A 23,606-nucleotide genomic window follows, 5' to 3' on the forward strand; every position below is an offset into this window, starting at 1 on the left:
GACCACGGATCGAGACCCTTCTCGGACCGTGGACTCTAGAGCTTTCAGGAGAACCTACCCAGTGACTAGTGCGCCCCGCACCGCCTTCCGCAACGTCGCCATCGTCGCCCACGTCGACCACGGCAAGACGACCCTCGTCGACGCCATGCTGCGTCAGTCGGGCGCTTTCGCTGAGCGGGCGGAGCTCGTCGACCGAGTCATGGACTCCGGTGACCTCGAGCGCGAGAAGGGCATCACCATCCTCGCGAAGAACACCGCGGTGCGTCGGCACACGCCCGACGGCGACGTGGTGATCAACGTCATCGACACCCCCGGCCACGCCGACTTCGGTGGCGAGGTGGAGCGCGGGCTGTCCATGGTCGACGCCGTGGTGCTGCTGGTCGACGCCAGCGAGGGCCCGCTGCCCCAGACGCGCTTCGTGCTGCGCAAGGCGCTGGCCGCCTCGCTGCCCGTCATCCTGGTGGTGAACAAGACCGACCGTCCCGACGCCCGCATCACCGAGGTGGTCGAGGAGGTCCACGACCTGCTGCTCGACCTGGCCTCGGACCTGGAGAACGAGGCGGCGCACGCCGCCGAGCTCGCCCTGGACCTGCCGGTCATCTACGCCTCCGCCCGCGCGGGCAAGGCCAGCATGACCCAGCCCGCCGACGGCGAGGTGCCCGACGCCGAGGGCCTGGAGGCCCTGTTCGACCTGCTCATGGAGTACGTCCCGGCGCCCAAGGGCGACCCGGACGCCCCGCTGCAGGCGCACGTCACCAACCTGGACGCCTCGTCCTTCCTGGGCCGCATCGGCCTGGTCCGCATCCACGCCGGTGAGCTGCGCAAGGGCCAGACCGTGGCCTGGATGCGCACCAGCGCCGAGGGTGTGACCGAGACCCACAAGGTCAAGATCACCGAGCTGCTGCGCACCGAGGGTGTGGAGCGCGTGGCCGCCGACCTGGGCGAGGCCGGCGACATCGTCGCCGTGGCCGGCATCCCGGACATCATGATCGGCGACACCCTGGCCGACGTGGACAACCCCGTCGCCCTGCCGCCCATCACCGTCGACGAGCCGGCCATCTCGGTCACCGTCGGCATCAACACCAGCCCGCTGGCCGGGCGCAACGGTGGCAAGAAGCTCACCGCCCGCCTGGTGAAGAGCCGGCTGGACTCCGAGCTCATCGGCAACGTGTCGCTGCGGGTGCTCAACACCGACCGTCCGGACACCTGGGAGGTGCAGGGCCGCGGTGAGCTGGCGCTGGCCATCCTGGTGGAGCAGATGCGGCGCGAGGGCTTCGAGCTGACCGTGGGCAAGCCCCAGGTGGTCACCAAGATGGTCGACGGCAAGATGCACGAGCCCTTCGAGCACCTCACCGTGGACGTCCCCGAGGAGCACCTCGGCGCGGTCACCCAGCTGCTCGCCGCCCGCAAGGGCCGGATGGAGGAGATGGTCAACCACGGCACCGGCTGGGTGCGCATGGAGTTCGTCGTCCCCGCCCGCGGCCTGATCGGCTTCCGCACCGAGTTCCTCACCGACACCCGGGGCACCGGCATCGCCAACACCTACTCCGCCGGCTACGAGCCGTGGGCCGGCGAGATCCGCAGCCGCCACACCGGCTCGCTGGTCTCCGACCGCGCCGGCGTGGTCACCCCGTTCGCGATGATCCAGCTCTCCGACCGCGGCACCTTCTTCGTGGAGCCGGGCACGGCCACCTACGCGGGTCACGTGGTGGGCGAGAGCCCCCGCTCGGAGGACCTGGACATCAACGTCTGCCGCGAGAAGAAGCTCACCAACATGCGGCAGTCGTCCTCGGACACCTTCGAGGCGCTGGCCCGTCCCCGCGTGCTCACCCTGGAGAGCGCGCTGGAGTTCTGCGCCTCTGACGAGTGCGTCGAGGTCGCGCCGGACGTGGTGCGCGTGCGCAAGCTGGTGCTGGACGCCAACGAGCGCGCCCGCACCCGCTCCCGCGACAAGCTCCGTGACAAGGCAGCCAGCTGATCTAGTCTGGGCGGACGCACCGGGCGAACCGGTGCAGCAGGCGGCCCCCGCGCGTGCGGGGGCCGGTCACGGTGAGCAGGGAGATGCACAGGTGCGCGGTCGGCACGGTGCCCGCCGAGGCGGGCGTTGGGTGGGGGCCGCAGCTCTTGCGCTGGTCGCGCTGACTCCGGCCTGCACCGCCCAGCCGGCGCCGGTGGTGGTCAGCACGGCCACCACCGTCACGCCGCCGCCCAAGGCGACGGTGACCAACTCGGTGGTGGTGGCCATCGACGAGGTGGGCCCGGGGTTCAACCCGCACCAGCTGGCTGACCTCTCCCCGGTGAACAACGCCGTCAGCGGCCTGGTGCTGCCCTCGGTGTTCCTCCCGGAGGCCACCGGCTCGGGGTGGACGCTGGATCCCTCCATCGCCGTCTCGGCCACCCCGGCCGCCACCACCAAGCCGACGGCGCCGTTCCAGGTGACCTACGTGCTGCGCAGCGAGGCGCAGTGGTCGGACGGGGCTCCCATCGCGGCGGAGGACTTCCGCTACCTGTGGCAGCAGATGATCTCCCAGCCCGGGGTGGCCGACGCGGCCGGCTACGACCTGATCACCGACGTCGCCTCCTCCGCCGGCGGCAAGACGGTGACGGTGTCCTTCGCCGCCGACTACCCGGCGTGGCAGCAGCTGTTCCGCTCGCTGCTGCCCGCGCACCTGCTCAAGGACCTGCCCGGGGGGTTCACCGCGGCCCTCGACGACGGGCTGCCGGTGTCGGGCTCGCGGTTCAAGGTCAAGAGCGTCGACCGCGACCGCGGCGAGGTGCTGCTGGAGCGCAACGACCGCTTCTGGGACACCCCCACCGCCCTGGACTCGATCCTGCTGCGCCGCGACGGCACCCCCAACCAGCTGGCGGAGTCGCTGCGCTCCAAGGACGCGCAGATGGCCCAGCTGCACGGCAGCGACGCCACCCGCACCCAGCTGGCGGCCATCCCCGACGTGCGCACCCTCACCGTGGCCCAGCCCTCCACCATGCGGGTGGCCGTGGACGTGGGCGCCAGCGGGTTGTCCGACGTCAACGTCCGAGAGGGCCTGCTCGGGCTGCTGGACGTGGACGCGCTGAGCATGATCGGTGCGGGCCGGGCGGTGGGGCAGTTCCGCGCCGACGCCCAGGTGCTGGCGCCGTCGGAGCCGGGCTACATCGCCACCCGCCCCGCCGGGGGCACCGTCACCGCCGCGGTGGAGGCGCTGGGCCGGGCCGGCTACAGCCTGCAGGCGGGTCGCTACCTGAAGAACGGCACGCCGCTGACGGTCATGGTGGGGGCGGCCAAGGAGGACAGCGCCGCCACCTCGGTCGCGCAGGCCGTGGCCGACCAGCTCACCAGCGCGGGCATCAACGCCAAGGCCTCCATCGTCACCTCCAGCGAGCTCTACGGCGACCGCCTGGGCAGCGGCGAGATCGGCATGCTCGTCGGCCGGGCGCCCGCCGGCGGGGACCCGGCCACCACGCTGGCGTCGACGTTCGGCTGCACCGGCTCGGCTGGTGTGGCTCCCGCCGGTGCGCCCACCCCGACCGCAGCTGCCGGTCCCACCGGCACCCGCAGCACGCCGACCACCCGGCTGGGCAACGTCTCCGGGGTGTGCGACCCCTCGCTGCAGCCGCAGATCGACGCCGCACTGAGCGGCGCCGTCGACGTGGCCGCCACGCTGGCCGAGCTGGAGCCGCGCCTGTGGGCGCTGCACGCGGTGCTGCCGCTGTACCAGGACAGCACCGTGCTGGCCGTGCGCAAGCAGGTCACCGGCGTGGACGAGCCCATCGGGCTGCGGGGCGGCCCGTTCGCCGACGCCGCCACGTGGTCGCGGAACGACCGATGAGCCTGTTGCGCCCGCGGCTGCTGCTGGTGCACGCCCATCCCGACGACGAGACCCTGACCACCGGCGGCACCATCGCCCACTACGCCGCACGCGGGGTGGAGGTCACGGTGCTCACCTGCACCCTTGGCGAGGAGGGCGAGGTGATCGGGGCGCGCTGGGCCGGGCTGGTGGCCGGGGAGGCCGACCAGCTGGGCGGCTACCGCATCAGCGAGCTGAGCCGGGCGCTGCACGCCCTGGGCGTGGGCGGGCCGCACTTCCTGGGCGGGGCCGGGCGGTGGCGCGACTCCGGCATGGCGGGCACGCCGTCGGCGGAGAACCCCCGCGCCTTCGTGCACGCCGGGCTGGCGGGCGCGCACGCGATGACCGAGGTGATCCGCCGGGTGCGCCCGCACGTGGTGGTCACCTACGACCCCCACGGCAGCTATGGCCACCCCGACCACGTGCAGGTGCACCGACTGACCACCGACGCCCTCGACCATGCCGCCGACCCGGCGATGTTCGCCGACGCGGGGCCTGCGTGGGAGGTGCCCAAGGTGTACTGGACGGTGGTGGAGCACCGCGCGCTGACGGCGGGCATCGCCGGGATGACCGACCTGCCGCAGGGCTGGCGGCTGCCCGAGCCCGGTGAGCTGCCCAGCGTGCCCGACGCCGACGTGGACGCCGTGATCGACGTGCACGCGGTGCGGCAGGCGAAGCTGGCGGCCATGCGCGCCCACGCCACGCAGGTCACCGTGGCGCCGAGCGGCACCGAGCTCGCCCTGTCCAACAACATCGCCCAGCCGGTGCTGCTCGCCGAGCACTACGTGCGGGTGCGCGGCGAGGCCGGTGAGCTGGGCCCCGACGGCCGGGAGCACGACCTCTTCGCGGGGATCACCCCGTGACCCGGCTCTGCCTGGGCCTGCTGGTCCTCTACGCCGCGGTGCTCGCGGTGCTCGAGTCCCTCTTCCTGCCGGTGTACGTCGGTGTGGTCCCGCTGCCGGTGGGTGCGTTCGCCGCGGCGCTCACCAACGCCGGGCTGGTCTGGCTGGCGGGCAGGCTCACGCCGCGAACCGGCGTGGCCGCCCTGCCGCTGGTCGGGTGGGTGCTGGTGGTGCTGGCGCTGGCCACCGGGGGTCCCGGCGGCGACCAGGTTCCGCCGCAGGACTGGCGCCTGATGGCGCTGTTCGGCTTCGGAGTGGTGCCGGCGGTGGTGGTACTGGGTGGCCACCTGGGCGAGGCTGCGAGGCAACGGGCAGTATCGGGGTCGTGACAACTGAGCCCGTGGATCTTCCGACCCCACCCCCGGTCGAGGTGACGCCCTCGGAGTCGGCGCTGCGGCGCGCGCTGCGGCGCGCCACCGACGGCAAGACCCTGGACGCCACCGAGGCCCACACCCTGCTGCACGCCCGCGGGGAGCAGCTGGACACGCTGTGCGCGGCTGCGGCCCGCGTGCGTGACGCCGGTCTGCTCGCTGCCGGCCGGCCCGGTGTGGTGACCTACTCCCGCAAGGTGTTCATCCCGCTCACCCGGCTGTGTCGGGACCGCTGCCACTACTGCACCTTCGTCACCGTGCCCGGCAAGCTCGCCGCCGCCGGGCACGGCATGTTCCTCGACCCCGACGAGGTCCTGGAGATCGCCGCGCAGGGTGCGGCGCTGGGCTGCAAGGAGGCCCTGTTCACCCTGGGCGACCGGCCCGAGGACCGCTGGCCGGAGGCCCAGGAGTGGCTGCACTCCCGCGGCTACGACTCCACCCAGGCCTACCTGCGGGCCATGTCCGTCCGGGTGCTGGAGGAGACGGGTCTGCTGCCCCACCTCAACCCGGGCGTGATGACCTGGGAGGAGATCTCCCGGCTCAAGCCGGTGGCGCCGTCCATGGGGATGATGCTGGAGACCACCTCGCTGCGGCTGCACACCACCAAGGGCGAGTGCCACTACGGCAGCCCGGACAAGCACCCCGAGGTGCGGCTGCGCACCCTCACCGACGCCGGCCGCCTGGGCGTGCCCTTCACCACCGGCATCCTGGTGGGCATCGGCGAGACGCTCACCGAGCGCGTCGACTCCATCCTGGCCGTCCGCAAGGCGCACAAGAGCTTCGGGCACGTGCAGGAAGTGATCGTGCAGAACTTCCGGGCCAAGGACGACACGGCCATGCGCGCCGCGCCCGACGCGGGGCTGGACGACTACCGGGCCACCATCGCCGTCACCCGGCTGCTGCTGGGCCCGGCGATGCGCGTGCAGGCCCCGCCGAACTTGGTGGACCTGGACGACTGCGCCGCCCTGCTGGGTGCGGGCGTGGACGACTTCGGCGGTGTCTCCCCGCTGACGCCGGACCACGTCAACCCGGAGCGGCCCTGGCCCCAGCTGGACGCCCTCGCCGCGGCGAGCACGGCTGCCGGGTTCACCCTCACCGAGCGCCTGGCCGCCCAGCCGGAGTACGTGCTGGCCGGCTCGCCGTGGATCGACCCCCGCATCAGCGCGCACGTGCGCGCGCTGGCCGCACCGGACGGGCTGGCCGACGCCGCAGCGGTGCCCACCGGGCTGCCGTGGCAGGAGCCCGACGCCTCCTGGGAGTCCAGCGGGCGCACCGACCTGCACAGCGCCATCGACACCGACGGCCGCAACACCGAGACCCGCTCCGACCTGGGCTCGGCCTTCGGCGACTGGGAGACGGTGCGCGAGCAGGTGCTGGCCATCGACGCCCCCGCCCTGCTGGGTGGGGACGTCACCGCCGCGCTGCGGGCCGCCGCCGACGACCCGGCCGGGTGCACCGACGAGCAGTACCTGGCCCTGGCCACCGCCGAGGGCCCGGCCCTGGAGGCGCTGTGCGCGCTGGCCGACGACCTGCGCCGGGAGACCGTGGGCGAGGACGTCACCTACGTGGTGAACCGCAACATCAACTTCACCAACATCTGCTACACCGGCTGCCGCTTCTGCGCCTTCGCCCAGCGCAAGGGCGACGCCGACGCGTTCACCCTGAGCCTCACCGAGGTGGCCGACCGGGCCGAGGAGGCCTGGAACCTGGGCGCGTCCGAGGTGTGCATGCAGGGCGGCATCGACCCGGAGATCCCCGCCGGCGGCTACGCCGACCTGGTCCGCGCGGTCAAGGAGCGGGTGCCGGGCATGCACGTGCACGCCTTCAGTCCGATGGAGGTGGTCAACGGGGCCGCGCACTCCGGGGCCAGCATCCGGGACTGGCTGGTGGAGCTGCGCGATGCGGGGCTGGACACCATCCCCGGCACGGCCGCGGAGATCCTCGACGACGAGGTCCGCTGGATCCTCACCAAGGGCAAGCTGCCCACCAGCTCCTGGATCGAGGTGGTGACCACCGCGCACGAGGTGGGGCTGCGCAGCTCGTCCACGATGATGTACGGCCACGTCGACCACCCGCGGCACTGGGTGGGCCACCTCAACGTGCTGCGCGGCATCCAGGACCAGACCGGCGGCTTCACCGAGTTCGTGCCGCTGCCGTTCGTGCACCAGTCGTCGCCGCTGTACCTGGCGGGGGCGTCCCGTCCGGGACCGACCATCCGGGACAACCGGGCGGTGCACGCGCTGGCGCGGATCATGCTGCACGGGCGCATCGACAACATCCAGACCAGCTGGGTCAAGCTGGGCACCGCCGGCACCCAGGCGATGCTCAACGGCGGGGCCAACGACCTGGGCGGCACGCTGATGGAGGAGACCATCTCCCGGATGGCGGGCTCGCAGCACGGCTCGGCCAAGACGGTGCAGGAGCTGACCGAGATCGCCGCGGGCATCGGCCGGCCCATCCACGAGCGCACCACCGGCTACGGCCGCCGCGAGGTTCCCGCCATGGCGAGCGGGCAGTGATGGCGCCGGCGATCACCGACGCGTACGTGGTCAGCGCACTGAAGGTGGTGGTGCACGGCAGCGGACCGGTGCTGGACGCGCTCACCCACACCGACCCGTTCCACCTCAAGGCGCGCACCCACGAGCGGCCCGACCCCGAGGTGGCCGAGGTGCGCAGCACCAGCCTCAAGAACCGGGCGGTGGGCAAGGCGGTGGACGCCTTCTACCAGGTGGAGTTCCCCGGCACGGCGGCGTGGCAGTCCATGACGCCGCAGCAGCGCACCACCTGGTGGATGAACCGGGTGGGACGCTTCACCACGCTGATCGTCGCCATCCCGGGCTTCGGTGGGGTGGTGGCCGACCGGCTGCCGCTGCAGCCGGCGTTGGGCAGCGCCAGCCAGGCGATGCTGCTGTGCGCGGTGGCCCGCGAGTGGGGCGTCACCGACGAGGTGGAGCAGGTGCGCATGCTCGCCTGGGTGCTGTGCGACCGCGACGTCAGCCGGGCCCTGGTGGAGGGCACCGCGGCGAAGCAGGAGGAGCAGCCGGGCAAGGGCAGCGCCCCCGAGCGGGGGGCGCTGGTCGGTGCGGCCCGGGCGCTGTGGCGCTACGCGCGGGTGCTGCGAGGCATCCTGGGCGAGCTGGACAAGCGCCCGCAGGGCCGCCTGCCCTACCGGGCGCTGGGCAAGGTGCCGGTGGTCGGGCTGGCGGGGGACTACCTCAGCGAGCACTCCGCCCTCAAGCGCGCAGTACGCAAGGCGGACAAGTGGGTACGCAGCTCGCGACACACGACGGGGTGAATTCACACCAGAAGGATCATTCGGGGATACTTGCTCACGAGTAGCCCCCGGCGAGATCAGGAGAACCGCAGTGACCTACACGATTGCTGAGCCTTGCGTGGACGTGCTGGACAAGGCCTGCATCGAAGAGTGCCCCGTCGACTGCATCTACGAGGGTGGGCGCATGCTCTACATCCACCCCGACGAGTGCGTGGACTGCGGTGCTTGTGAGCCGGTCTGCCCGGTCGAGGCCATCTACTACGAGGACGACGTGCCGGACCAGTGGTCGGGCTACACCAAGGTCAACGCCGACTTCTTCGTCGACCTCGGCTCGCCCGGTGGCGCCGCCAAGGTCGGCAAGACCGACTTCGACCCGGAGCCGGTGGCCAGCCTCCCGCCGCAGAATGACGGCGAGTGAGCAGGAAGCACCTCAGCCTCCCCAGCTTTCCGTGGGACTCGCTCACCGGCGCCGCCCAGCGCGCCGGTGAGCACCCCGACGGCATCGTCGACCTCTCGGTCGGCACCCCGGTCGACCCGGTCGCCGAGGTCATCCAGGACGCGCTGACCGCTGCTGCCCACATCCCGGGCTACCCCGCCACGTGGGGCACCACCTCGCTGCGGGAGACCGTCGTGCAGGCCCTCGCCCGCCGCCACGACGTGCACGGGGTCTCCGCTGACGCGGTGCTGCCCACCATCGGCTCCAAGGAGCTGATCGCGTGGCTGCCGACCCTGCTGGGGCTGGGGCCGGCGGACACCGTGGTGGTGCCCGAGCTGGCCTACCCCACCTACGAGGTCGGCGCCCAGCTGGCCGGCGCCCAGGTGGTCCGCTCCAACAGCGTGACCCGCCTCGGCCCGGCCACCCGGGGCTCCGGGCAGCCGGCCGTCCTGTTCCTCAACTCCCCGTCCAACCCCACCGGTGCGGTGCTGGGGGTGCCGCACCTGCGCAAGGTGGTGGAGTGGGCGCGCGAGCGGGGCACCGTCGTGGTCTCCGACGAGTGCTACCTGGGGCTGGCCTGGGACGCCGAGCCACGGTCGGTGCTGCACGCCGACGTCAACGACGGCGACCTGACCGGGCTGCTCGCGGTGCACTCGCTGTCCAAGACCTCCAACCTCGCCGGCTACCGCGCCGGGTTCGTCGCCGGCGACCCGGCACTGGTGGCCGAGCTGCTGGAGGTGCGCAAGCACGCCGGCATGATCGTGCCTCGGCCGGTGCAGGCGGCCATGGAGGCGGCGCTGTCCGACGACACCCACGCCGCGGCGCAGCGGGAGATCTACCGCAGCCGGCGGGCGAGGTTGCTGCCCGCCGTGCGAGCCGCGGGGCTGCAGGTGGAGCACTCCGAGGCCGGGCTGTACCTGTGGGCCACCCGTGACGAGGACTGTCGCGCCACCGTGGCCTGGTTCGCCGAGCGCGGCATGCTCGTCGCGCCGGGGGAGTTCTACGGCCCCACCGGCGGACAGCACGTGCGGATCGCGCTCACCGCCACCGACGAGCGAATCGACGCCGCGGTCGCTCGCCTGCAGGGCTGACCGGCGCCTGCGCAGCGGCAGTGTCGTTGCGGCGCTTCATGATCGGGCAAGACTTCAGAACAGTCTTGCTTGACACAGAGCGGCACATGGCAGTTACTGTGCGCTGCACGGGCACCTCGTCCCTGCGTCGTTGCTGCTCGGGCCGTCGTGGGGTCTTGAGCAGCCCTGCCCTGGAAGGCTTTCATGACCACTAGCTCGGGTACCCCTGGCGCGTTCCCCCCTCCGCCGCAGGCGCAGCCGTTCCCGTCCCACCAGGGCCAGGCGCCGGTTCCCCCCGGCACCAACACCGTGGCGATCCTCGCGATGGTCTTCGCGTTCGTGTTCTCCCCGGTGGGCATCGTGCTCGGCTTCGTCGGGCGCGCGCAGACCAAGCGCACCGGGCAGAAGGGCCGCACCCTCGCCACCGTCGCCGTCATCCTGGGATTCGTTTTACTCGCGCTCAGCGTGCTGGCGATCGTGCTCGTCGGAGTGCGCGGCGCCAAGATGGTGGACCGCGACTCCGTGGAGTCCCAGATCAGCCAGCAGTTCGCGGCCAACGGGCTGGGCACCCCCGATTCGGTGACCTGCCCGGGTGACCTCAAGGCTGAGGTCGGCGAGACCATGACCTGCACGGTGCGGGGCGAGACGAACGTCGAGGTTGGGCTCCGGGTGACCTCGGTCAGCGGCAACACCGCGCTCTTCGACATCGAGCCCAAGTAGCGGCTCGGACGCCGCGCCCACCTCGAGCGCAGACAGCACCGCCCGGACGCGACGTGCGTCCGGGCGGTGCTGTGTCGCGGCAGGTGCGCCGCTCGTGCGGCTGCCTAGTCGTTGGCGTGCAGGGCCTCGTTCAGCGCCACGCCGGAGCCCTCCCGGGCCACCACCTCCACCGCACCGGTGACGGAGTTGCGCCGCAGCAGCATCCCGTTCTGCCCGGACAGCTCGCGCGCCTTCACCGCGGTGCCGTCCGGGCCGGTGACCTTGGTGCCGGCGGTGACGTACAGGCCGGCCTCCACCACGCAGTCGTCGCCCAGGGAGATGCCGATGCCGGAGTTGGCGCCCAGCAGGCAGCGCTTGCCCAGGGAGATGGTCTCCGTGCCGCCGCCGGAGAGGGTGCCCATGATCGACGCACCGCCGCCCACGTCGGAGCCGTCGTCCACCACGACGCCGGCGGAGATGCGGCCCTCCACCATGGACGAGCCCAGGGTGCCGGCGTTGAAGTTCACGAAGCCCTCGTGCATCACGGTGGTGCCGGCGGCCAGGTGCGCCCCCAGCCGGACGCGGTCGGCGTCGCCGATGCGCACCCCGGAGGGCACCACGTAGTCGACCATGCGCGGGAACTTGTCCACGCTGTAGACGGTGACCGGGCCGCGGGCGCGCAGCCGGGCGCGGGTGAGCTCGAAGCCCTCCACCGCGCAGGGCCCGTGGTTGGTCCAGACCACGTTGGACAGCAGCCCGAACTGGCCGTCCAGGTTCACTCCGTGCGGCTGCACCAGGCGGTGGGAGAGCAGGTGCAGGCGCAGGTAGACGTCGCGCGCGTCGATCGGCGCGGCGCTGAGGTCGGCGATGGTGGTGCGCACCCCCATCACCTCGACGCCGCGGGCCTCGTCGGTGCCCAGCATCGCGGCCAGGGCGGGGTCGAGCTCCTCGGCAGTGAGCCGGGCGCTCGCGGACGCCTGGTGCGCGCCCAGCTGCGGCTGCGGGAACCACACGTCCAGCACGGTCCCGTCGGCGAGGACGCTGGCCACTCCGTCTGCTTGTGCTCCGGTCACGCCGGGCTCCAGTTGTGTGCTCACGCCGCACAACGCTACCGGCGCACCGATAACCTGCATGGGTGGCTCCCCGTGACGTGACTCCCGCTCTCGATCTCAGCTCCGACCCCGTGGACCTCGCGGCCGTGCTGGTGGACATCCCCAGCGTCTCCCAGCAGGAGAGCACCCTGGCCGACGCCGTCGAGCAGGCGCTGCGCAGCCAGGCCGGGCACCTGGAGATCGTGCGCAGCGGCAACACCGTGCTAGCCCGCACCCAGCTGGGCCGACCCAGCCGGGTGGTGCTGGCCGGGCACCTGGACACCGTGCCCATCGCCGACAACGTGCCCAGCCGCCGCGAGGGCAACCTCCTGCACGGCTGCGGCACCGTGGACATGAAGTCCACCGACGCGGTGTTCCTGCACCTGGCGGCCACCGTGCCCGAGCCCGCTCGCGACGTCACCCTGGTGTTCTACGACTGCGAGGAGATCGCGGCCGTGCACAACGGCCTCGGCCGCATCGAGCGGGAGCTGCCGGAGTGGCTGGTGGGCGACCTGGCCATCCTGGGCGAGCCCACCGACGGCACGGTGGAGGCCGGCTGCCAGGGCACCATGCGGGTGCGCCTGAGCACCACCGGCACCCGGGCGCACTCGGCCCGCTCGTGGCTGGGCAGCAACGCGGTGCACGCGATGGCGCCGGTGCTCGACCGCCTGGCCGCCTACTCGGCCCGCCAGGTGGACATCGACGGCTGCCTGTACCGCGAGGGCCTGCAGGCGGTGCGCATCAGCGGCGGCGTGGCCGGCAACGTGGTGCCCGACCGCTGCGAGGTGGACGTCAACTTCCGCTTCGCCCCCGACCGCAGCCAGGCCCAGGCCGAGGACCACGTCCGCGCGGTGTTCGCCGGCATCGACGGCCTCGGCTTCGAGGTGACCGACTCCGCCGCCGGTGCGCTGCCCGGGCTGGCCGCACCCGCCGCCGCCGAGTTCGTCACCTCCGCCGGGGGCGTGGCGCAGGCCAAGCTGGGCTGGACCGACGTCTCCCGCTTCGCAGCCCTCGGGGTGCCCGCGGTGAACTACGGCGCGGGTGACCCCAACCTGGCGCACAAGCGGGACGAGCACGTGCCCGTGGAGCAGATCACCCGCTGTGCCGACGTGCTGCGGGCCTACCTGACCTAGCGCGTGGTGGCACCTGGCTACCCTTTCCCCATGGCAGCAGAGGATCACGGGGCAGGGCCCCGCGGGGTGCGCAACCGCGGGCCGGTGCAGGTGCGGGGTGAGCGCAACAACGACCTCAGCACCACCGACCAGCGCCTGCTGGACCACCGCGGCCCCAGCGACTGGGTGCACACCGACCCGTGGCGGGTGCTGCGCATCCAGAGCGAGTTCGTGGAGGGCTTCGGCGCGCTCGCCGAGGTGCCCAGCGCGGTCACCGTGTTCGGTTCCGCCCGCACCCCCGAGGACGACCCGGTGTACGCCCAGGGCCGCGCCATCGGCAAGGCGCTGGCCACCGCCGGGTACGCGGTGATCACCGGCGGCGGCCCGGGCGTGATGGCCGCGGCCAACCGCGGTGCCTGCGACGCCAGCGGCAGCTCCATCGGCCTGGGCATCGAGCTCCCGTTCGAGCAGCAGCTCAACCAGTGGGTCGACCTGGGCATCAACTTCCGGTACTTCTTCGCCCGCAAGACGATGTTCGTGAAGTACTCCCAGGCCTTCGTCTGCCTGCCCGGCGGCTTCGGCACGCTGGACGAGCTGTTCGAGGCCCTCACGCTGGTGCAGACCCGCAAGATCACCCGGTTCCCGATCATCATGTTCGGCACCAGCTACTGGTCGGGCCTGATCGACTGGATCCGCAGCTCGGTGCTGGCCGCGGGCAACATCTCCGAGGTCGACATGAGCCTGCTGCACTGCACCGACGACGTGGACGAGGTGGTGGACATCATCGTGGAGTCCCGGCGCACCGGCGCGCTGACCACCCGGCACCTGGACGAGCCCGGTTCCGCCGACGACCTGCCCAGCGGACTGCAGTCGTGACCCGGTTCGTGGCCGGCTACTGCGCCTCCGGGCCGGTCGACCCCAGCTACCTCGACCTCGCCGAGCAGGTGGGGACCGGCATCGCCGCCCGCGGCTGGGGCCTGGTGTGGGGTGGCGGGAACACCTCGATGATGGGCGCCCTCGCCCGGGCCACCCGCCGCGGCGGTGGGCCCACCGTGGGGGTGATCCCGAAGGCGCTGATGGCCGCCGAGCACGCCGACGCCGCCGCCGACGAGCTGCTGGTCACCGACACCATGCGCGAGCGCAAGCGGCTGATGGACGAGCGCGCCGACGCCTTCCTGGCCCTGCCCGGTGGGCTGGGCACGCTGGAGGAGCTGTTCGAGGTGTGGACCTCGGGCTACCTGGGCATACACGACCGCCCGGTGGTGCTGCTGGACCCGACCGGCCACTACGACGGGCTGCTCAGCTGGCTGCGGAGCATGCCGGCCGGCTTCGTGTCCCAGCGCGGCCTGGACCACCTGGTGGTCACCCGCGACGTGCAGACTGCGCTGCAGGCCTGCGCGCCCCGAGCCTGAGGGTGTCGATGACCCCTGTGCCGACCACCGGAGCCCCGACCACCAGGTTCTGCGGACGTCGGGTGCCAGCTGACCGCGCGCTGGTGATGGCGATCCTCAACCGCACGCCCGACTCCTTCTACGACCGCGGTGCCCACTTCGCCGACGACGCCGCCCTCGCCGCGGCTGATCGCGCGGTGGCCGAGGGTGCCGACATCCTGGACGTGGGCGGGGTGAAGGCCGGCCCCGGCGTGCTGGTGGACGCAGCCGAGGAGGCGCGCCGCGTGGTGCCCTTCGTCGAGCGGGTGCGCGAGCGGCACCCGGACGTGGTGATCAGCGTGGACACCTGGCGGGCCGAGGTCGGCCGGCTGGCCTGCCAGGCGGGGGCCGACCTGGTCAACGACACCTGGGCCGGCTACGACCCGCACCTGGCCGAGGTGGCCGCCGAGCACGGCGCCGGGCTGGTCTGCTCGCACACCGGCGGCGCCCGCCCGCGCACCCGTCCGCACCGGGTGCACTACGCCGACGTGGTGGCTGACGTCATCGCCGACGTCTCCGCCCAGGCTCGCCGGGCCCAGGAGCTGGGGGTCGATCCCGGCTCGATCCTGGTCGACCCCACCCACGACTTCGGCAAGAACACCTTCCACGGCCTGGAGCTGCTGCGACGCACCGACGAGCTCGTCGCCACCGGGTGGCCGGTGCTGATGGCGCTGTCCAACAAGGACTTCATCGGCGAGACCCTGGGCGTGGGGCTCACCGAGCGGCTGGAGGGCACCCTGGCCGCCACCGCGCTGGCCGCCGCGGCCGGGGCCAGGGTCTTCCGCGCCCACGAGGTGCGTGCCACCCGCCGCGTGGTGGAGATGGTGGCGGCCATCGCTGGGCAGCGCCCGCCGGCCCGCACCACCCGGGGCCTGGCGTGAGCGCGCCGGAGCCGGGCTGGTTCACCACCCACACCTGGCACGAGCCGCCGTGGACCGCTGCCGAGCTGGTGGCCGCCAAGGCCGGACGGACGGTGTCGGTGGTGCTGCCCGCGCTGGACGAGGAGGAGACGGTGGCCGCGGTGGTCGCTGCCGTGCACCCGTTGCTGGGCACGCTGGTGGACGAGCTGGTGGTGCTGGACTCCGGCTCCACCGACGCCACCGCCCCCCGGGCAGCCGCGGCGGGGGCCCGGGTGGTCAGCCGCGAGCAGGCCTTGCCCGGCGTCGACCCGGTGCCGGGCAAGGGCGAGGTGCTGTGGCGCTCGCTCGCGGCCACCACCGGCGACCTGGTGGTGTTCCTGGACTCCGACCTGGTGGAGACCGACCCCGGCTTCGTGCCCGCGCTGCTCGGGCCGCTGCTCACCCGGCCGGGCACCGCCCTGGTCAAGGGCTTCTACCGCCGGCCGCTGCGGGTGGAGGGCGAGCACAGCGAGTCCGGCGGCGGCCGCGTCACCGAGCTGATGGCGCGCCCGCTGCTGGCCGCGCTGCGCCCGGAGCTGAGCGGGGTGGTGCAGCCGCTGGGCGGGGAGTACGCCGCCACCCGGGAGCTGCTGGAGAGCGTGCCCTTCGCCCCCGGCTACGGCGTGGAGATCGGGCTGCTGCTGGACACCTACGCCCGCTGCGGGCTCGACGCCATCGCCCAGGTCAACCTCGGCGTCCGCAAGCACCGCAACCGCTCGCTGCTGGAGCTGGGTGTGATGAGCAGGCAGATCCTGGGCACCGCGCTGCGCCGCTGCGGGGTGGCCGACACCGGGCACGGGCTCACCCAGTTCGAGCAGCGCGAGCACCAGTGGCACGGCGTGGGCCACGAGGTGGCGCTCGCCGACCGCCCACCCATGCGCGAGGTGCTCGCCCAGCAGCGCTAGGCCGCCAGCGCCAGCCCGGGGCGGCAGCGCCCGTGCGATCATCGGAGCATGGGTACCGCGCTGATCTACCTGCTGGTCATGGTGGTCGTCGCCGGGGTGCTCTTCTGGGTGGCCGCCACGGTGTTCGGCCGCGGTGAGGAGCTGGCGCCGCTGCCGCCGGGGCGCACCGTCACCGAGCTGCCCGAGCACGACGTCCGCGGCGACGACGTGCGGGCGCTGCGGTTCCAGCAGGTGCTGCGCGGGTACAAGGCCGCCGAGGTGGACTGGGCGCTGGCCCGGCTCGCGGGCGAGGTCGACCAGCTGCGCGCCGAGCTCGCGCAGGTCCGCCCCAGCGGTGCCGGCGACCGGCGCGAGGGCGGCAGCCGCGACGCCGCGGCGGAGCGCGAGTGAGCACGCGGACCGCCCTGCAGCTGCACCAGGACGTGGCCGCCCCGGCGCAGAAGGTGTGGGACGCGCTGGTGGACTGGCCGAGCCAGCACGAGTGGATGCTGGGCACCCGGGTACGGGTGAGCGCTGGTGACGGGCGCGGCGTGGGCTCGCAGCTCGCGGCCTTCAGCGGTGCGGGGCCGCTGGGTTTCCTGGACACCATGGTGATCACCGAGTGGGACCCACCGCGACGCTGCGTGGTCGACCACACCGGCCGGGTGGTCCGCGGAGCCGGCGTGTTCGCCGTGGTGCCCCGCAGTGCCCACGAGTGCACCGTGGTGTGGCGCGAGGAGCTCGACCTGCCCCTCGGGGTGCTCGGCGCGCTGGGGTGGCCGCTGGTCCGCGCGCCCTTCACCGCCGGGGTGCGGTCGTCGCTGCGGCGGCTGGCCCGGCGCTGCGAGGGCCCAGGAGAGGCGGGCCCAGGGGAGGCGGGCCCAGGGTGAGCGAGCATCCGCTGGTGCTGCCCGCCGGGTCGGTGCAGGGCGAGGACGGGGTGCGGCGCTGCGCGTGGGGGGATGCGCCGGAGATCTACCGCCGCTACCACGACGAGGAGTGGGGCCGGGTGGTGCACGGCCGCGACGCGCTCTACGAGCGGCTGTGCCTGGAGGCGTTCCAGGCCGGATTGTCCTGGATCACGGTGCTGCGCAAGCGGGAGGACTTCCGGCGGGCGTTCGCCGGGTTCGACCCGGAGCGGGTGGCCGGCTTCGGCGACGCCGACGTGCAGCGGCTGCTGGCCGACGCGTCCATCGTGCGCAACCGGGCCAAGATCGAGGCCACCGTGAGCAACGCCAGGGCGGTGCTGGACGTGGACGACCTGGACGCGCTGCTGTGGTCGTTCGCGCCGGCGCCGACAGGTGCGGACCAGTCCTGGGACCCGGCCACCTGGACCCCGCGCGCCACCTCGCCGGAGTCGGTGGCCATGGCCAAGGAGCTCAAGCGGCGTGGCTTCCGCTTCGTCGGACCGACCACCGCGCACAGCCTCATGCAGGCGGTGGGCATGGTCAACGACCACCACCCCGGCTGCTGGCTCGCCGACCCCCGCTGGCAGCCCCGGGACGCCTGACCCGGGTGACCGGGCCCGGTCCGGCTGCTCCTGGGCGGTGTGGTGCACACGCCGCGCCGCGCCGCGCCGTGCGGCCTCAGTTACCCACCAGCGCACCAATAGGGGACAATGGGACGGTAGGAGAGCGGCGGCCGGTACACAGCAGGCCAGCAACGATGCGGAGGGCACACGATGGCGGCCATGAAGCCCAGGACCGGAGACGGACCCCTCGAGGCGACCAAGGAGGGGCGGGGCATCGTGATGCGCGTTCCGCTCGAGGGCGGCGGCCGACTGGTCGTCGAGCTGACGCCCGACGAGGCCTCAGCCCTCGGTGACGAGCTCAAGGGCGTGACCAGCTAGATCCTGACGGGCCAAGCGGCTCGCCACGCGTACGGGGCCCCCGGTCGAGCACGGCCGTGGGGTCCCGCGTCGTCCGGTGCATGTTCTCCGGTGAAAGGTCGTGCAGCAGTGCCTCCCAGCGTCCATCCCCGTGTGCCCACCGACCTGGTCCAGGTGGAGCTGGTCGGCGCCGCCGAGGACGGGGTGCCCCAGGTGGTCACCTGCACTCCCGGCGACGCGGGCACGGTCGTGGTGGGCGAGGGTGGCGACCTGCCGCGGCAGGACTCGACGGTGCTGGCACAGCTGGGCTTCACCGCCGACGCCGGCGCCACCCAGGTGGTGGCCCTGCCCGGAGCCGACACCGACCACTTCTGGCTGCTCGGCACCGGCGACGCCGACGAGCGGGCCTGGCGCACGGCGGGGGCCCGGCTGGTGCGGGCAGTCGACGACCGCCTCGCCCGCACCGGCAGCGCGGGGCACGGAGCGGCGCTGCAGCTGTGGCTTCCCCCCACCGTCGACCCGCAGCAGGTGAGCGCGCTGGTCACCGGCCTGGTGCTCGGCAGCCACCAGCTGCGCGTCACCGGCAGCGACCACGGGCCGCGGCTGGGCTCGGTCGCCCTCATCACCACCGCCACCTACGAGCTGCGCGACGCCGTGCGCCTGGGCTCGGTGCTGGGCCGAGCCACTGCCCTGGCCCGCGACCTGGCCGGGATGCCCTCGGACGTGAAGAGCCCGCAGTGGCTGGCGGAGACCGCGGAGCGGGCGTGCACCGAGGTGAGCGGCTTGCACGCCATCGTCCGCGACGAGCAGTGGTTGGCCGACAACGGCTTCGGTGGAGTGCTCGCCGTCGGTGGTGGGTCCTCGCGCCCGCCGCGGCTGCTGGAGCTGAGCTGGCAGCCGGCTGGTGCCAGCACCCACGTGGTGCTGGTGGGCAAGGGCATCACCTTCGACACCGGTGGCATCTCCATCAAGCCCGCCGAGGGCATGCACCTGATGAAGACGGACATGTCCGGTGGCGCTGCGGTGATCGCGGCACTGCGCGCAGTGGCCGAGCTGGAGCTGCCCATCCGGGTGAGTGGGCTGGTGCCCTGCGCGGAGAACCACGTCTCGGGCTCGGCCTACCGCCCTGGCGACGTGGTCACCCACTACGGCGGGCGCACCACCGAGGTGAGCAACACCGACGCGGAGGGCCGCATGGTGCTGGCCGATGCGCTGGCCTACGCCGTCGACACGCTCAGCCCCGACGCGATGGTGGACGTCGCCACGCTCACCGGCGCCATGAAGGTGGCGCTCGGGCTGCGCACCGGCGGGCTGTTCGCCACCACCGACGAGCTGGCCCAGCAGATCAGCACGGCCGGCGCCCGGGTGGGGGAGCAGTGGTGGCGGATGCCGCTGCTGGCCGACCACGCAGAGGCGGTGGTGAGCGACATCGCCGACCTGCGACAGGGTCCGCCCGGGCCGGGTGGCATCACCGCGGCGCTGTTCCTGCGAGAGTTCACCGCCGGGCTGCCGTGGGCGCACCTGGACATCGCCGGCCCGGCGCGCGCGGAGCAGGGCTACGACGAGGTGGCACCGGTGGCCACCGGCTTCGCCGCGCGCACCCTGGTGGAGCTGGTGCGGGCCATGGCGCCGACCGCCAGCCGCCCGCGGCTGCTTCAGACGTCGCCCAGGTAGAACCGCCCACCCTGGTCGTCCAGGCACTCCGCGGTGACGCCGTAGGGCTGGCGCTCGGGGCCGGCGACCACCGTTCCCCCGGCGGCGCGCACCCGGTCCACCGCGGCCGGCACGTCCACGGCCTTCCACATGGGCACCGTGGCGCCGTCCCCGCCGCCGGCCATCCCGGCCATGGGGTGCACGCCCACCGGTTCCCAGCCGTCCGGCGCCTGGCCAGGGACGAGCGTCCAGCCGAGCACCCTGCGGTAGAAGTCCCGCACCGGCGCGGAGCTTCCGCGTGGCCGGAAGGTGACGTAGCAGAGGTCTCCGGTGACGGTGCCGGTCAACGGTGGGCGATCCTCGCGCGAGGACTGCTCCTGCACGGCGAACGGGGCGCCCTGCACGTCGGTGCACCGGGCCACCAGCCCACCCGGGGTGTGCTCGGGGGCCTCGGCCGTGCCGCCGGCGGCACGGACCGTGCGCACGGCGACCTGCACGTCGTCCACGGCGAAGCAGCAGTACAGGGTGCTGGTGTCGTGGCCGCCCTCCACCCCGTGCGCTCGGGTCACGTTGCGCACCCGCGGGGCGGTGGCGGAGAAGCTCCAGCCCAGGACGGCGCGGTAGAACCGCTCCGCCCGCTCGGCGTCGGGCGTGCGCCAGGTGACGGCGACGATGTCGCCCTGGTGCACCGGCTCGGTGGGGGAGCGACGGGTGGGGACCGGGGCACTGAGCATCCACCGGTGGCCGAACGGGTCCACCAGCACGGCGCCGCGCCGGCCGTGGTTGTCGCCGGGCGGGCGCTCGAGCGTGGCGCCGGCCCGCAGGGCGCGGGCCAGGGCCGCGTCGGCGTCGGCCACCGGGAGCATCAGGCTCACCGACGTCGCACCGGCCTGCGGAGCGCGCAGGCCCAGCTCCGGGTACTCCTCGGCCAGGTAGACGACGCCGCCGCCCATGGCCAGCTCGCTGTGGCCGATGCGGCCGTCGGGCATGCGGATGGGCTCGCCGACCAGTCGGGCACCGAACGCCTCGACGTAGAAGTCGATGGCCTGCTGGGCGCCGCTCACGGTGAGGTACGGCAGCGCACCGGGGCGGGGAAAGCCCTCGGCGCGCCGGTCCAGCGACGGCTCCAGCATCTCCTCCACGGGGGGGTCGGGGGACAGGTCGAGCTCGGACGAGTCGGACATGGTGGCTCCTTGCGGGCGGGCGAGAGCAGCGGCGACGCGGTCGCGCAGCGCGGTGGCGAAGTCCGGGTCGGGGGACAGCGCGTCGATCGGGGTGGCCAGGGCGTCGAACGGGTCGGCTCCGTTGCTGCGGTCCGGGCGGCGTGGGTCAGGCACGGGGTCCCTCCTCTCCGGTGGCAGCGGCGGGATAGGCAGCGCGAAAGGCCCGGCGGGCACGGACGAGCAGCGCCTCGGTGGCGTGCACGGTGCGGTCGAGGACGGCGGCGCACTCCTGCACGGGGAGGTCGTCCACGTAGCGGAGAGTGAGCGCAGCCTGGTGCGCGGGGCTCAGCCCCCGCAGGGTCTGCCGGGCGAGCAGGCGGTCCAGCTGGGCGTCCCAGGGGTCGTCGGTCAGGTCCTCGGCCAGGTCCACCGTGGTGCTCTGCTGGTGCTCGCGCAGGCGCTGCTGCCTGCGCCAGTGGTCGGCGAGCTTGTGCCGGGCCACGCCGATCAGCCACGCCTGCGTCAGCGGGGCCGGCGCACCGGAAGGCTTGCGGGTGGCCTCCACCGCGGCGAGGAACGTCTCCGAGGTGAGGTCCTCGGCCAGGCCCCGCTGCCCGCAGCGCGACACCAGGTAGCCGTAGACGTGGGGCAGCGCCTCGTCGTAGAGCGCCAGCAGGGCCGTGCCCGCTGTCGTCGACGCACCTGTGCTGCCACCCATGCCCTGATAGTCGTCCCGGACGGCCAGGTTCCGACACCCCGGAGCGCTGTTTTCTGCCCTGCCCGCAAGGTGCTGAGGTGGACTAACGAGTTGGGGGCTCCTACCGTGCAGGCATGACGTCGACGCTGGGCCGCGGGACCGACCTCCCGGACCCCGTCGAGGCGGGTACCGGCGACTACCGGCGCATCTCCGTGGCCCTCTTCCTGGCGGGCGTGGCTACCTTCGGCCTGCTCTACGACACCCAGGCCGTGCTGCCCCAGCTCGGCGCGGACCTCGCGCTCTCGCCCACCCAGGCCAGCCTCAGCGTCTCCGTCGCCACCGGCGCCCTGGCGCTGGCGGTGCTGCCGCTGGCCACGCTGTCGGAGGCGGTGGGCCGGCGCCGCACCATGCTGCTGGCGCTGGGGGTGGCCGCGGTGGTCGGCGTGCTGCTGCCGCTGGCCCCCAGCTTCGGCACGCTGCTGGGCATGCGAGCCGTGCAGGGCGTGGCGCTCGCCGGGCTGCCGGCCACGGCGATGGCCTACCTGGGCGAGGAGATGTCCGCCAGGGCGCTGGGCGGGGCGATGGGCCTCTACATCGCGGGCAACAGCATCGGCGGCATGACGGGGCGCCTGGTGTCCGGACTGGTCGCGGACGTGAGCACCTGGCGGGTGGGGCTGGCGGCCAACGCCGCGGTCGCGGTGGTCTGCACGGTGGCCATCGTGGTGCTGCTGCCCGCCTCGCGGCGCTTCCGGCCGCAGCCGTTGCGGCTGCGGCCGCTGCTCGGCGGGGTGGGGGCCGCGCTCGCCGACCCCGCGCTGCGCTGGATGTACGCCGTCGCCGCCCTGCTCATGGGCACCTTCGTCGGGGTCTACAACTACCTCGGCTTCCGGCTCACCGACGAGCCCTTCGACGTGGCGCCGGCCCTGGTGGCGCTGCTGTTCCTGGCCTATGCCGTCGGCTCGCTCACCGCGCCGCTGGCCGGGCGGATGACCGTGCGCCTGGGCCGCCCCGCGGTGCTGGCGGGGTGGATCGTGGGACCCTGCTGGGCGTGCTGCTCATGCTGGTGGCGGCGCTGCCCGCGGTGCTGGTGGGGCTGGTGCTGATGACCGGCGGGTTCTTCGCCGCGCACGCCACCGCCAGCGGCTGGGTGGCCGCCCGGGCGCAGGGGCGGGCCCGGGCCCAGGCGTCGGGGCTGTACCTGTGTGCCTACTACGCGGGCTCGAGCATCGGCGGCTGGGCGGTGGGGGTGCCCTTCACCGACCACGGCTGGACCGCGCTGACGGTGGTGGTGCTCGGCTTCCTGGTGCTGGCGCTGGCGTGCGTGGGGGCGGCGGCCCGACTGGTGCGGCCACGGCCGGTGAGAGACTGGGCCGGTGCTCCCTGACGTCGTTGCCGTGCTCGCCTGTCCGCACTGCACGCAATCCCTGGAGCAGGTGGGGCCGGCGCTGCGCTGCGCGGCCGGCCACAGCTTCGACCTCGCCCGCCAGGGCTACGTGGCCCTGCTGACCGGTGGGGGCCAGGCCGCCACCGGCGACAGCGCCGCGATGGTCGCCGCCCGCGCTCGCTTCCTCGACGCCGGGCACTACCAGCCGATCATGGACGCCGTGGCCGGCGAGGTGGCACGGGTGCAGCAGCGCCACCCCGGTGGCTGCGTGCTCGACGTCGGGGCGGGCACCGGCCACTACCTGGCCGCGGCGCTGGAGCAGGCGCCGGCGGCCTGCGGGGTGGCGGTGGACGCCTCCAAGGCGGCCGCGAAGGTGGCGGCTCGGGCGCACCCCCGGGCCGGCTCGGTGCTGGCCGACGCCTGGCGCCAGCTGCCCGTGGCCGACGCCGCGGTGTCGGTGGCGCTGACGGTGTTCGCCCCGCGCAGCGCGGGCGAGCTGCACCGCGCGCTCACCGACGACGGGTCGCTGGTGGTGGTCACCCCCACCCCGAACCACCTGGCCGAGCTGGTGGGGCCGCTGGGGCTGCTGCACGTGGACGAGCGCAAGCCGGAGCGGCTGGAGCAGGCGATGCAGGGCTACTTCGCCCGGCGCCGCCACACCATGCTCGAGTTCACGATGACGCTGCGCCACCAGGACGTGCAGGACCTGGTGGGCATGGGGCCGTCGGCCTTCCACACCAGCGCCGCGGAGCTGGCGGAGCGGGTGGCGGGGCTGGAGGACCCGCTGACCGTGACCGCGTCCACCGTGGTCTCGGTGTACCAGCCGCTGGTGCGGGTGGGCAGCGCCGCCCCGCAGCACGGCTAGGGG

25 protein-coding genes are annotated in these 23,606 nt (G+C 73.6%); 22 read left to right on the plus strand and 3 right to left on the minus strand.

Annotated features, from left to right (window positions below; all coding sequences use genetic code 11):
- Positions 1–61 precede the first annotated feature (61 nt).
- From typA to AC3YO9_RS15360, 9 genes are all read left to right on the plus strand, one after another.
- A complete protein-coding gene (gene typA / locus AC3YO9_RS15320) occupies positions 62–1,978 on the plus strand; it encodes a translational GTPase TypA (protein WP_489983787.1) in 1,917 nt (638 codons plus the stop codon).
- A gap of 130 nt (positions 1,979–2,108) precedes the next feature.
- Entirely contained in the window at positions 2,109–3,827 is a 1,719-nt protein-coding gene (locus AC3YO9_RS15325; RefSeq protein ID WP_489983788.1) for an ABC transporter family substrate-binding protein, read from the plus strand.
- On the plus strand, positions 3,824–4,708 hold the full coding sequence (gene mshB, locus AC3YO9_RS15330; RefSeq protein ID WP_489983789.1) for an N-acetyl-1-D-myo-inositol-2-amino-2-deoxy-alpha-D-glucopyranoside deacetylase: 885 nt from the start codon (positions 3,824–3,826) through the stop codon (positions 4,706–4,708). The genes AC3YO9_RS15325 and mshB overlap by 4 nt, the downstream gene beginning before the upstream one ends.
- The gene (locus tag AC3YO9_RS15335; protein ID WP_127782258.1) at positions 4,705–5,076 is read left to right on the plus strand and encodes a hypothetical protein; all 372 of its coding nucleotides are present in this window, start codon (positions 4,705–4,707) and stop codon (positions 5,074–5,076) included. The genes mshB and AC3YO9_RS15335 overlap by 4 nt, the downstream gene beginning before the upstream one ends.
- A complete protein-coding gene (locus tag AC3YO9_RS15340; protein ID WP_206518102.1) occupies positions 5,073–7,637 on the plus strand; it encodes a bifunctional FO biosynthesis protein CofGH in 2,565 nt (854 codons plus the stop codon). The genes AC3YO9_RS15335 and AC3YO9_RS15340 overlap by 4 nt, the downstream gene beginning before the upstream one ends.
- Complete coding sequence (locus tag AC3YO9_RS15345) at positions 7,637–8,413, plus strand: hypothetical protein (RefSeq protein WP_489983790.1); 777 nt, start codon at positions 7,637–7,639, stop codon at positions 8,411–8,413. Before AC3YO9_RS15340 ends, AC3YO9_RS15345 begins: the two co-directional genes overlap by 1 nt.
- A gap of 70 nt (positions 8,414–8,483) precedes the next feature.
- Entirely contained in the window at positions 8,484–8,810 is a 327-nt protein-coding gene (gene fdxA / locus AC3YO9_RS15350; protein ID WP_489983791.1) for a ferredoxin, read from the plus strand.
- Entirely contained in the window at positions 8,807–9,919 is a 1,113-nt protein-coding gene (gene dapC / locus AC3YO9_RS15355; protein WP_127782261.1) for a succinyldiaminopimelate transaminase, read from the plus strand. The genes fdxA and dapC overlap by 4 nt, the downstream gene beginning before the upstream one ends.
- A gap of 183 nt (positions 9,920–10,102) precedes the next feature.
- Entirely contained in the window at positions 10,103–10,618 is a 516-nt protein-coding gene (locus AC3YO9_RS15360; protein ID WP_489983792.1) for a DUF4333 domain-containing protein, read from the plus strand.
- Between the two features lie 104 nt (positions 10,619–10,722).
- Here the strand turns inward: AC3YO9_RS15360 and dapD are convergent, their stop codons facing one another.
- Complete coding sequence (dapD, locus tag AC3YO9_RS15365; RefSeq protein WP_241249858.1) at positions 10,723–11,670, minus strand: 2,3,4,5-tetrahydropyridine-2,6-dicarboxylate N-succinyltransferase; 948 nt, start codon at positions 11,668–11,670, stop codon at positions 10,723–10,725.
- Between the two features lie 62 nt (positions 11,671–11,732).
- Between dapD and dapE the strand changes: the two genes are divergently transcribed.
- The 10 genes from dapE (at position 11,733) to AC3YO9_RS15415 (ending at position 19,515) form a co-directional block, all read left to right on the plus strand.
- Entirely contained in the window at positions 11,733–12,821 is a 1,089-nt protein-coding gene (gene dapE, locus AC3YO9_RS15370) for a succinyl-diaminopimelate desuccinylase (protein WP_489983793.1), read from the plus strand.
- A 30-nt stretch (positions 12,822–12,851) separates the two neighbouring features.
- Positions 12,852–13,676, plus strand: a complete 825-nt coding sequence (locus AC3YO9_RS15375; RefSeq protein WP_127782264.1) for an LOG family protein — start codon at positions 12,852–12,854, stop codon at positions 13,674–13,676.
- Positions 13,673–14,212: an LOG family protein gene (locus AC3YO9_RS15380; protein WP_489983794.1), complete on the plus strand. Its 540-nt coding sequence runs from the start codon at positions 13,673–13,675 to the stop codon at positions 14,210–14,212. Before AC3YO9_RS15375 ends, AC3YO9_RS15380 begins: the two co-directional genes overlap by 4 nt.
- A gap of 8 nt (positions 14,213–14,220) precedes the next feature.
- Positions 14,221–15,111 (plus strand): dihydropteroate synthase, encoded by an 891-nt coding sequence (gene folP, locus AC3YO9_RS15385; RefSeq protein WP_489983795.1) that lies wholly within the window; start codon positions 14,221–14,223, stop codon positions 15,109–15,111.
- Positions 15,108–16,034: a glucosyl-3-phosphoglycerate synthase gene (locus AC3YO9_RS15390; protein ID WP_489983796.1), complete on the plus strand. Its 927-nt coding sequence runs from the start codon at positions 15,108–15,110 to the stop codon at positions 16,032–16,034. Before folP ends, AC3YO9_RS15390 begins: the two co-directional genes overlap by 4 nt.
- 48 nt (positions 16,035–16,082) lie before the next feature.
- Positions 16,083–16,424: a DivIVA domain-containing protein gene (locus AC3YO9_RS15395; protein WP_127782268.1), complete on the plus strand. Its 342-nt coding sequence runs from the start codon at positions 16,083–16,085 to the stop codon at positions 16,422–16,424.
- Positions 16,421–16,903, plus strand: a complete 483-nt coding sequence (locus tag AC3YO9_RS15400) for an SRPBCC family protein (RefSeq protein ID WP_489983797.1) — start codon at positions 16,421–16,423, stop codon at positions 16,901–16,903. The genes AC3YO9_RS15395 and AC3YO9_RS15400 overlap by 4 nt, the downstream gene beginning before the upstream one ends.
- 32 nt (positions 16,904–16,935) lie before the next feature.
- The gene (locus AC3YO9_RS15405; protein WP_489984081.1) at positions 16,936–17,523 is read left to right on the plus strand and encodes a DNA-3-methyladenine glycosylase I; all 588 of its coding nucleotides are present in this window, start codon (positions 16,936–16,938) and stop codon (positions 17,521–17,523) included.
- A gap of 171 nt (positions 17,524–17,694) precedes the next feature.
- Positions 17,695–17,862: a DUF3117 domain-containing protein gene (locus tag AC3YO9_RS15410; protein ID WP_127782270.1), complete on the plus strand. Its 168-nt coding sequence runs from the start codon at positions 17,695–17,697 to the stop codon at positions 17,860–17,862.
- Positions 17,863–17,994: 132 nt separating this feature from the next.
- Positions 17,995–19,515, plus strand: a complete 1,521-nt coding sequence (locus tag AC3YO9_RS15415) for a leucyl aminopeptidase family protein (protein WP_489983798.1) — start codon at positions 17,995–17,997, stop codon at positions 19,513–19,515.
- Here AC3YO9_RS15415 and AC3YO9_RS15420 read toward each other — a convergent pair.
- Both AC3YO9_RS15420 and AC3YO9_RS15425 read right to left on the minus strand, forming a co-directional pair.
- On the minus strand, positions 19,497–20,831 hold the full coding sequence (locus tag AC3YO9_RS15420) for a VOC family protein (protein WP_489983799.1): 1,335 nt from the start codon (positions 20,829–20,831) through the stop codon (positions 19,497–19,499). The genes AC3YO9_RS15415 and AC3YO9_RS15420 overlap by 19 nt on opposite strands.
- Positions 20,824–21,375 carry an RNA polymerase sigma factor gene (locus tag AC3YO9_RS15425; RefSeq protein ID WP_489983800.1) on the minus strand — a complete coding sequence of 184 codons (552 nt, stop codon included), beginning with the start codon at positions 21,373–21,375 and terminating at the stop codon, positions 20,824–20,826. The genes AC3YO9_RS15420 and AC3YO9_RS15425 overlap by 8 nt, the downstream gene beginning before the upstream one ends.
- A gap of 113 nt (positions 21,376–21,488) precedes the next feature.
- Here AC3YO9_RS15425 and AC3YO9_RS15430 point away from each other — a divergent pair, with 113 nt between their 5' ends.
- From AC3YO9_RS15430 to AC3YO9_RS15440, 3 genes are read left to right on the plus strand one after another with little or no spacing between them, the layout of a single operon-like run.
- On the plus strand, positions 21,489–22,457 hold the full coding sequence (locus tag AC3YO9_RS15430) for an MFS transporter (protein ID WP_489983801.1): 969 nt from the start codon (positions 21,489–21,491) through the stop codon (positions 22,455–22,457).
- On the plus strand, positions 22,403–22,738 hold the full coding sequence (locus tag AC3YO9_RS15435; RefSeq protein WP_489983802.1) for a hypothetical protein: 336 nt from the start codon (positions 22,403–22,405) through the stop codon (positions 22,736–22,738). Before AC3YO9_RS15430 ends, AC3YO9_RS15435 begins: the two co-directional genes overlap by 55 nt.
- On the plus strand, positions 22,728–23,603 hold the full coding sequence (locus tag AC3YO9_RS15440; protein ID WP_489983803.1) for a putative RNA methyltransferase: 876 nt from the start codon (positions 22,728–22,730) through the stop codon (positions 23,601–23,603). The genes AC3YO9_RS15435 and AC3YO9_RS15440 overlap by 11 nt, the downstream gene beginning before the upstream one ends.
- Positions 23,604–23,606: the final 3 nt, after the last annotated feature.

It is taken from the genome of Rhodococcus sp. Z6_132, assembly GCF_058133635.1.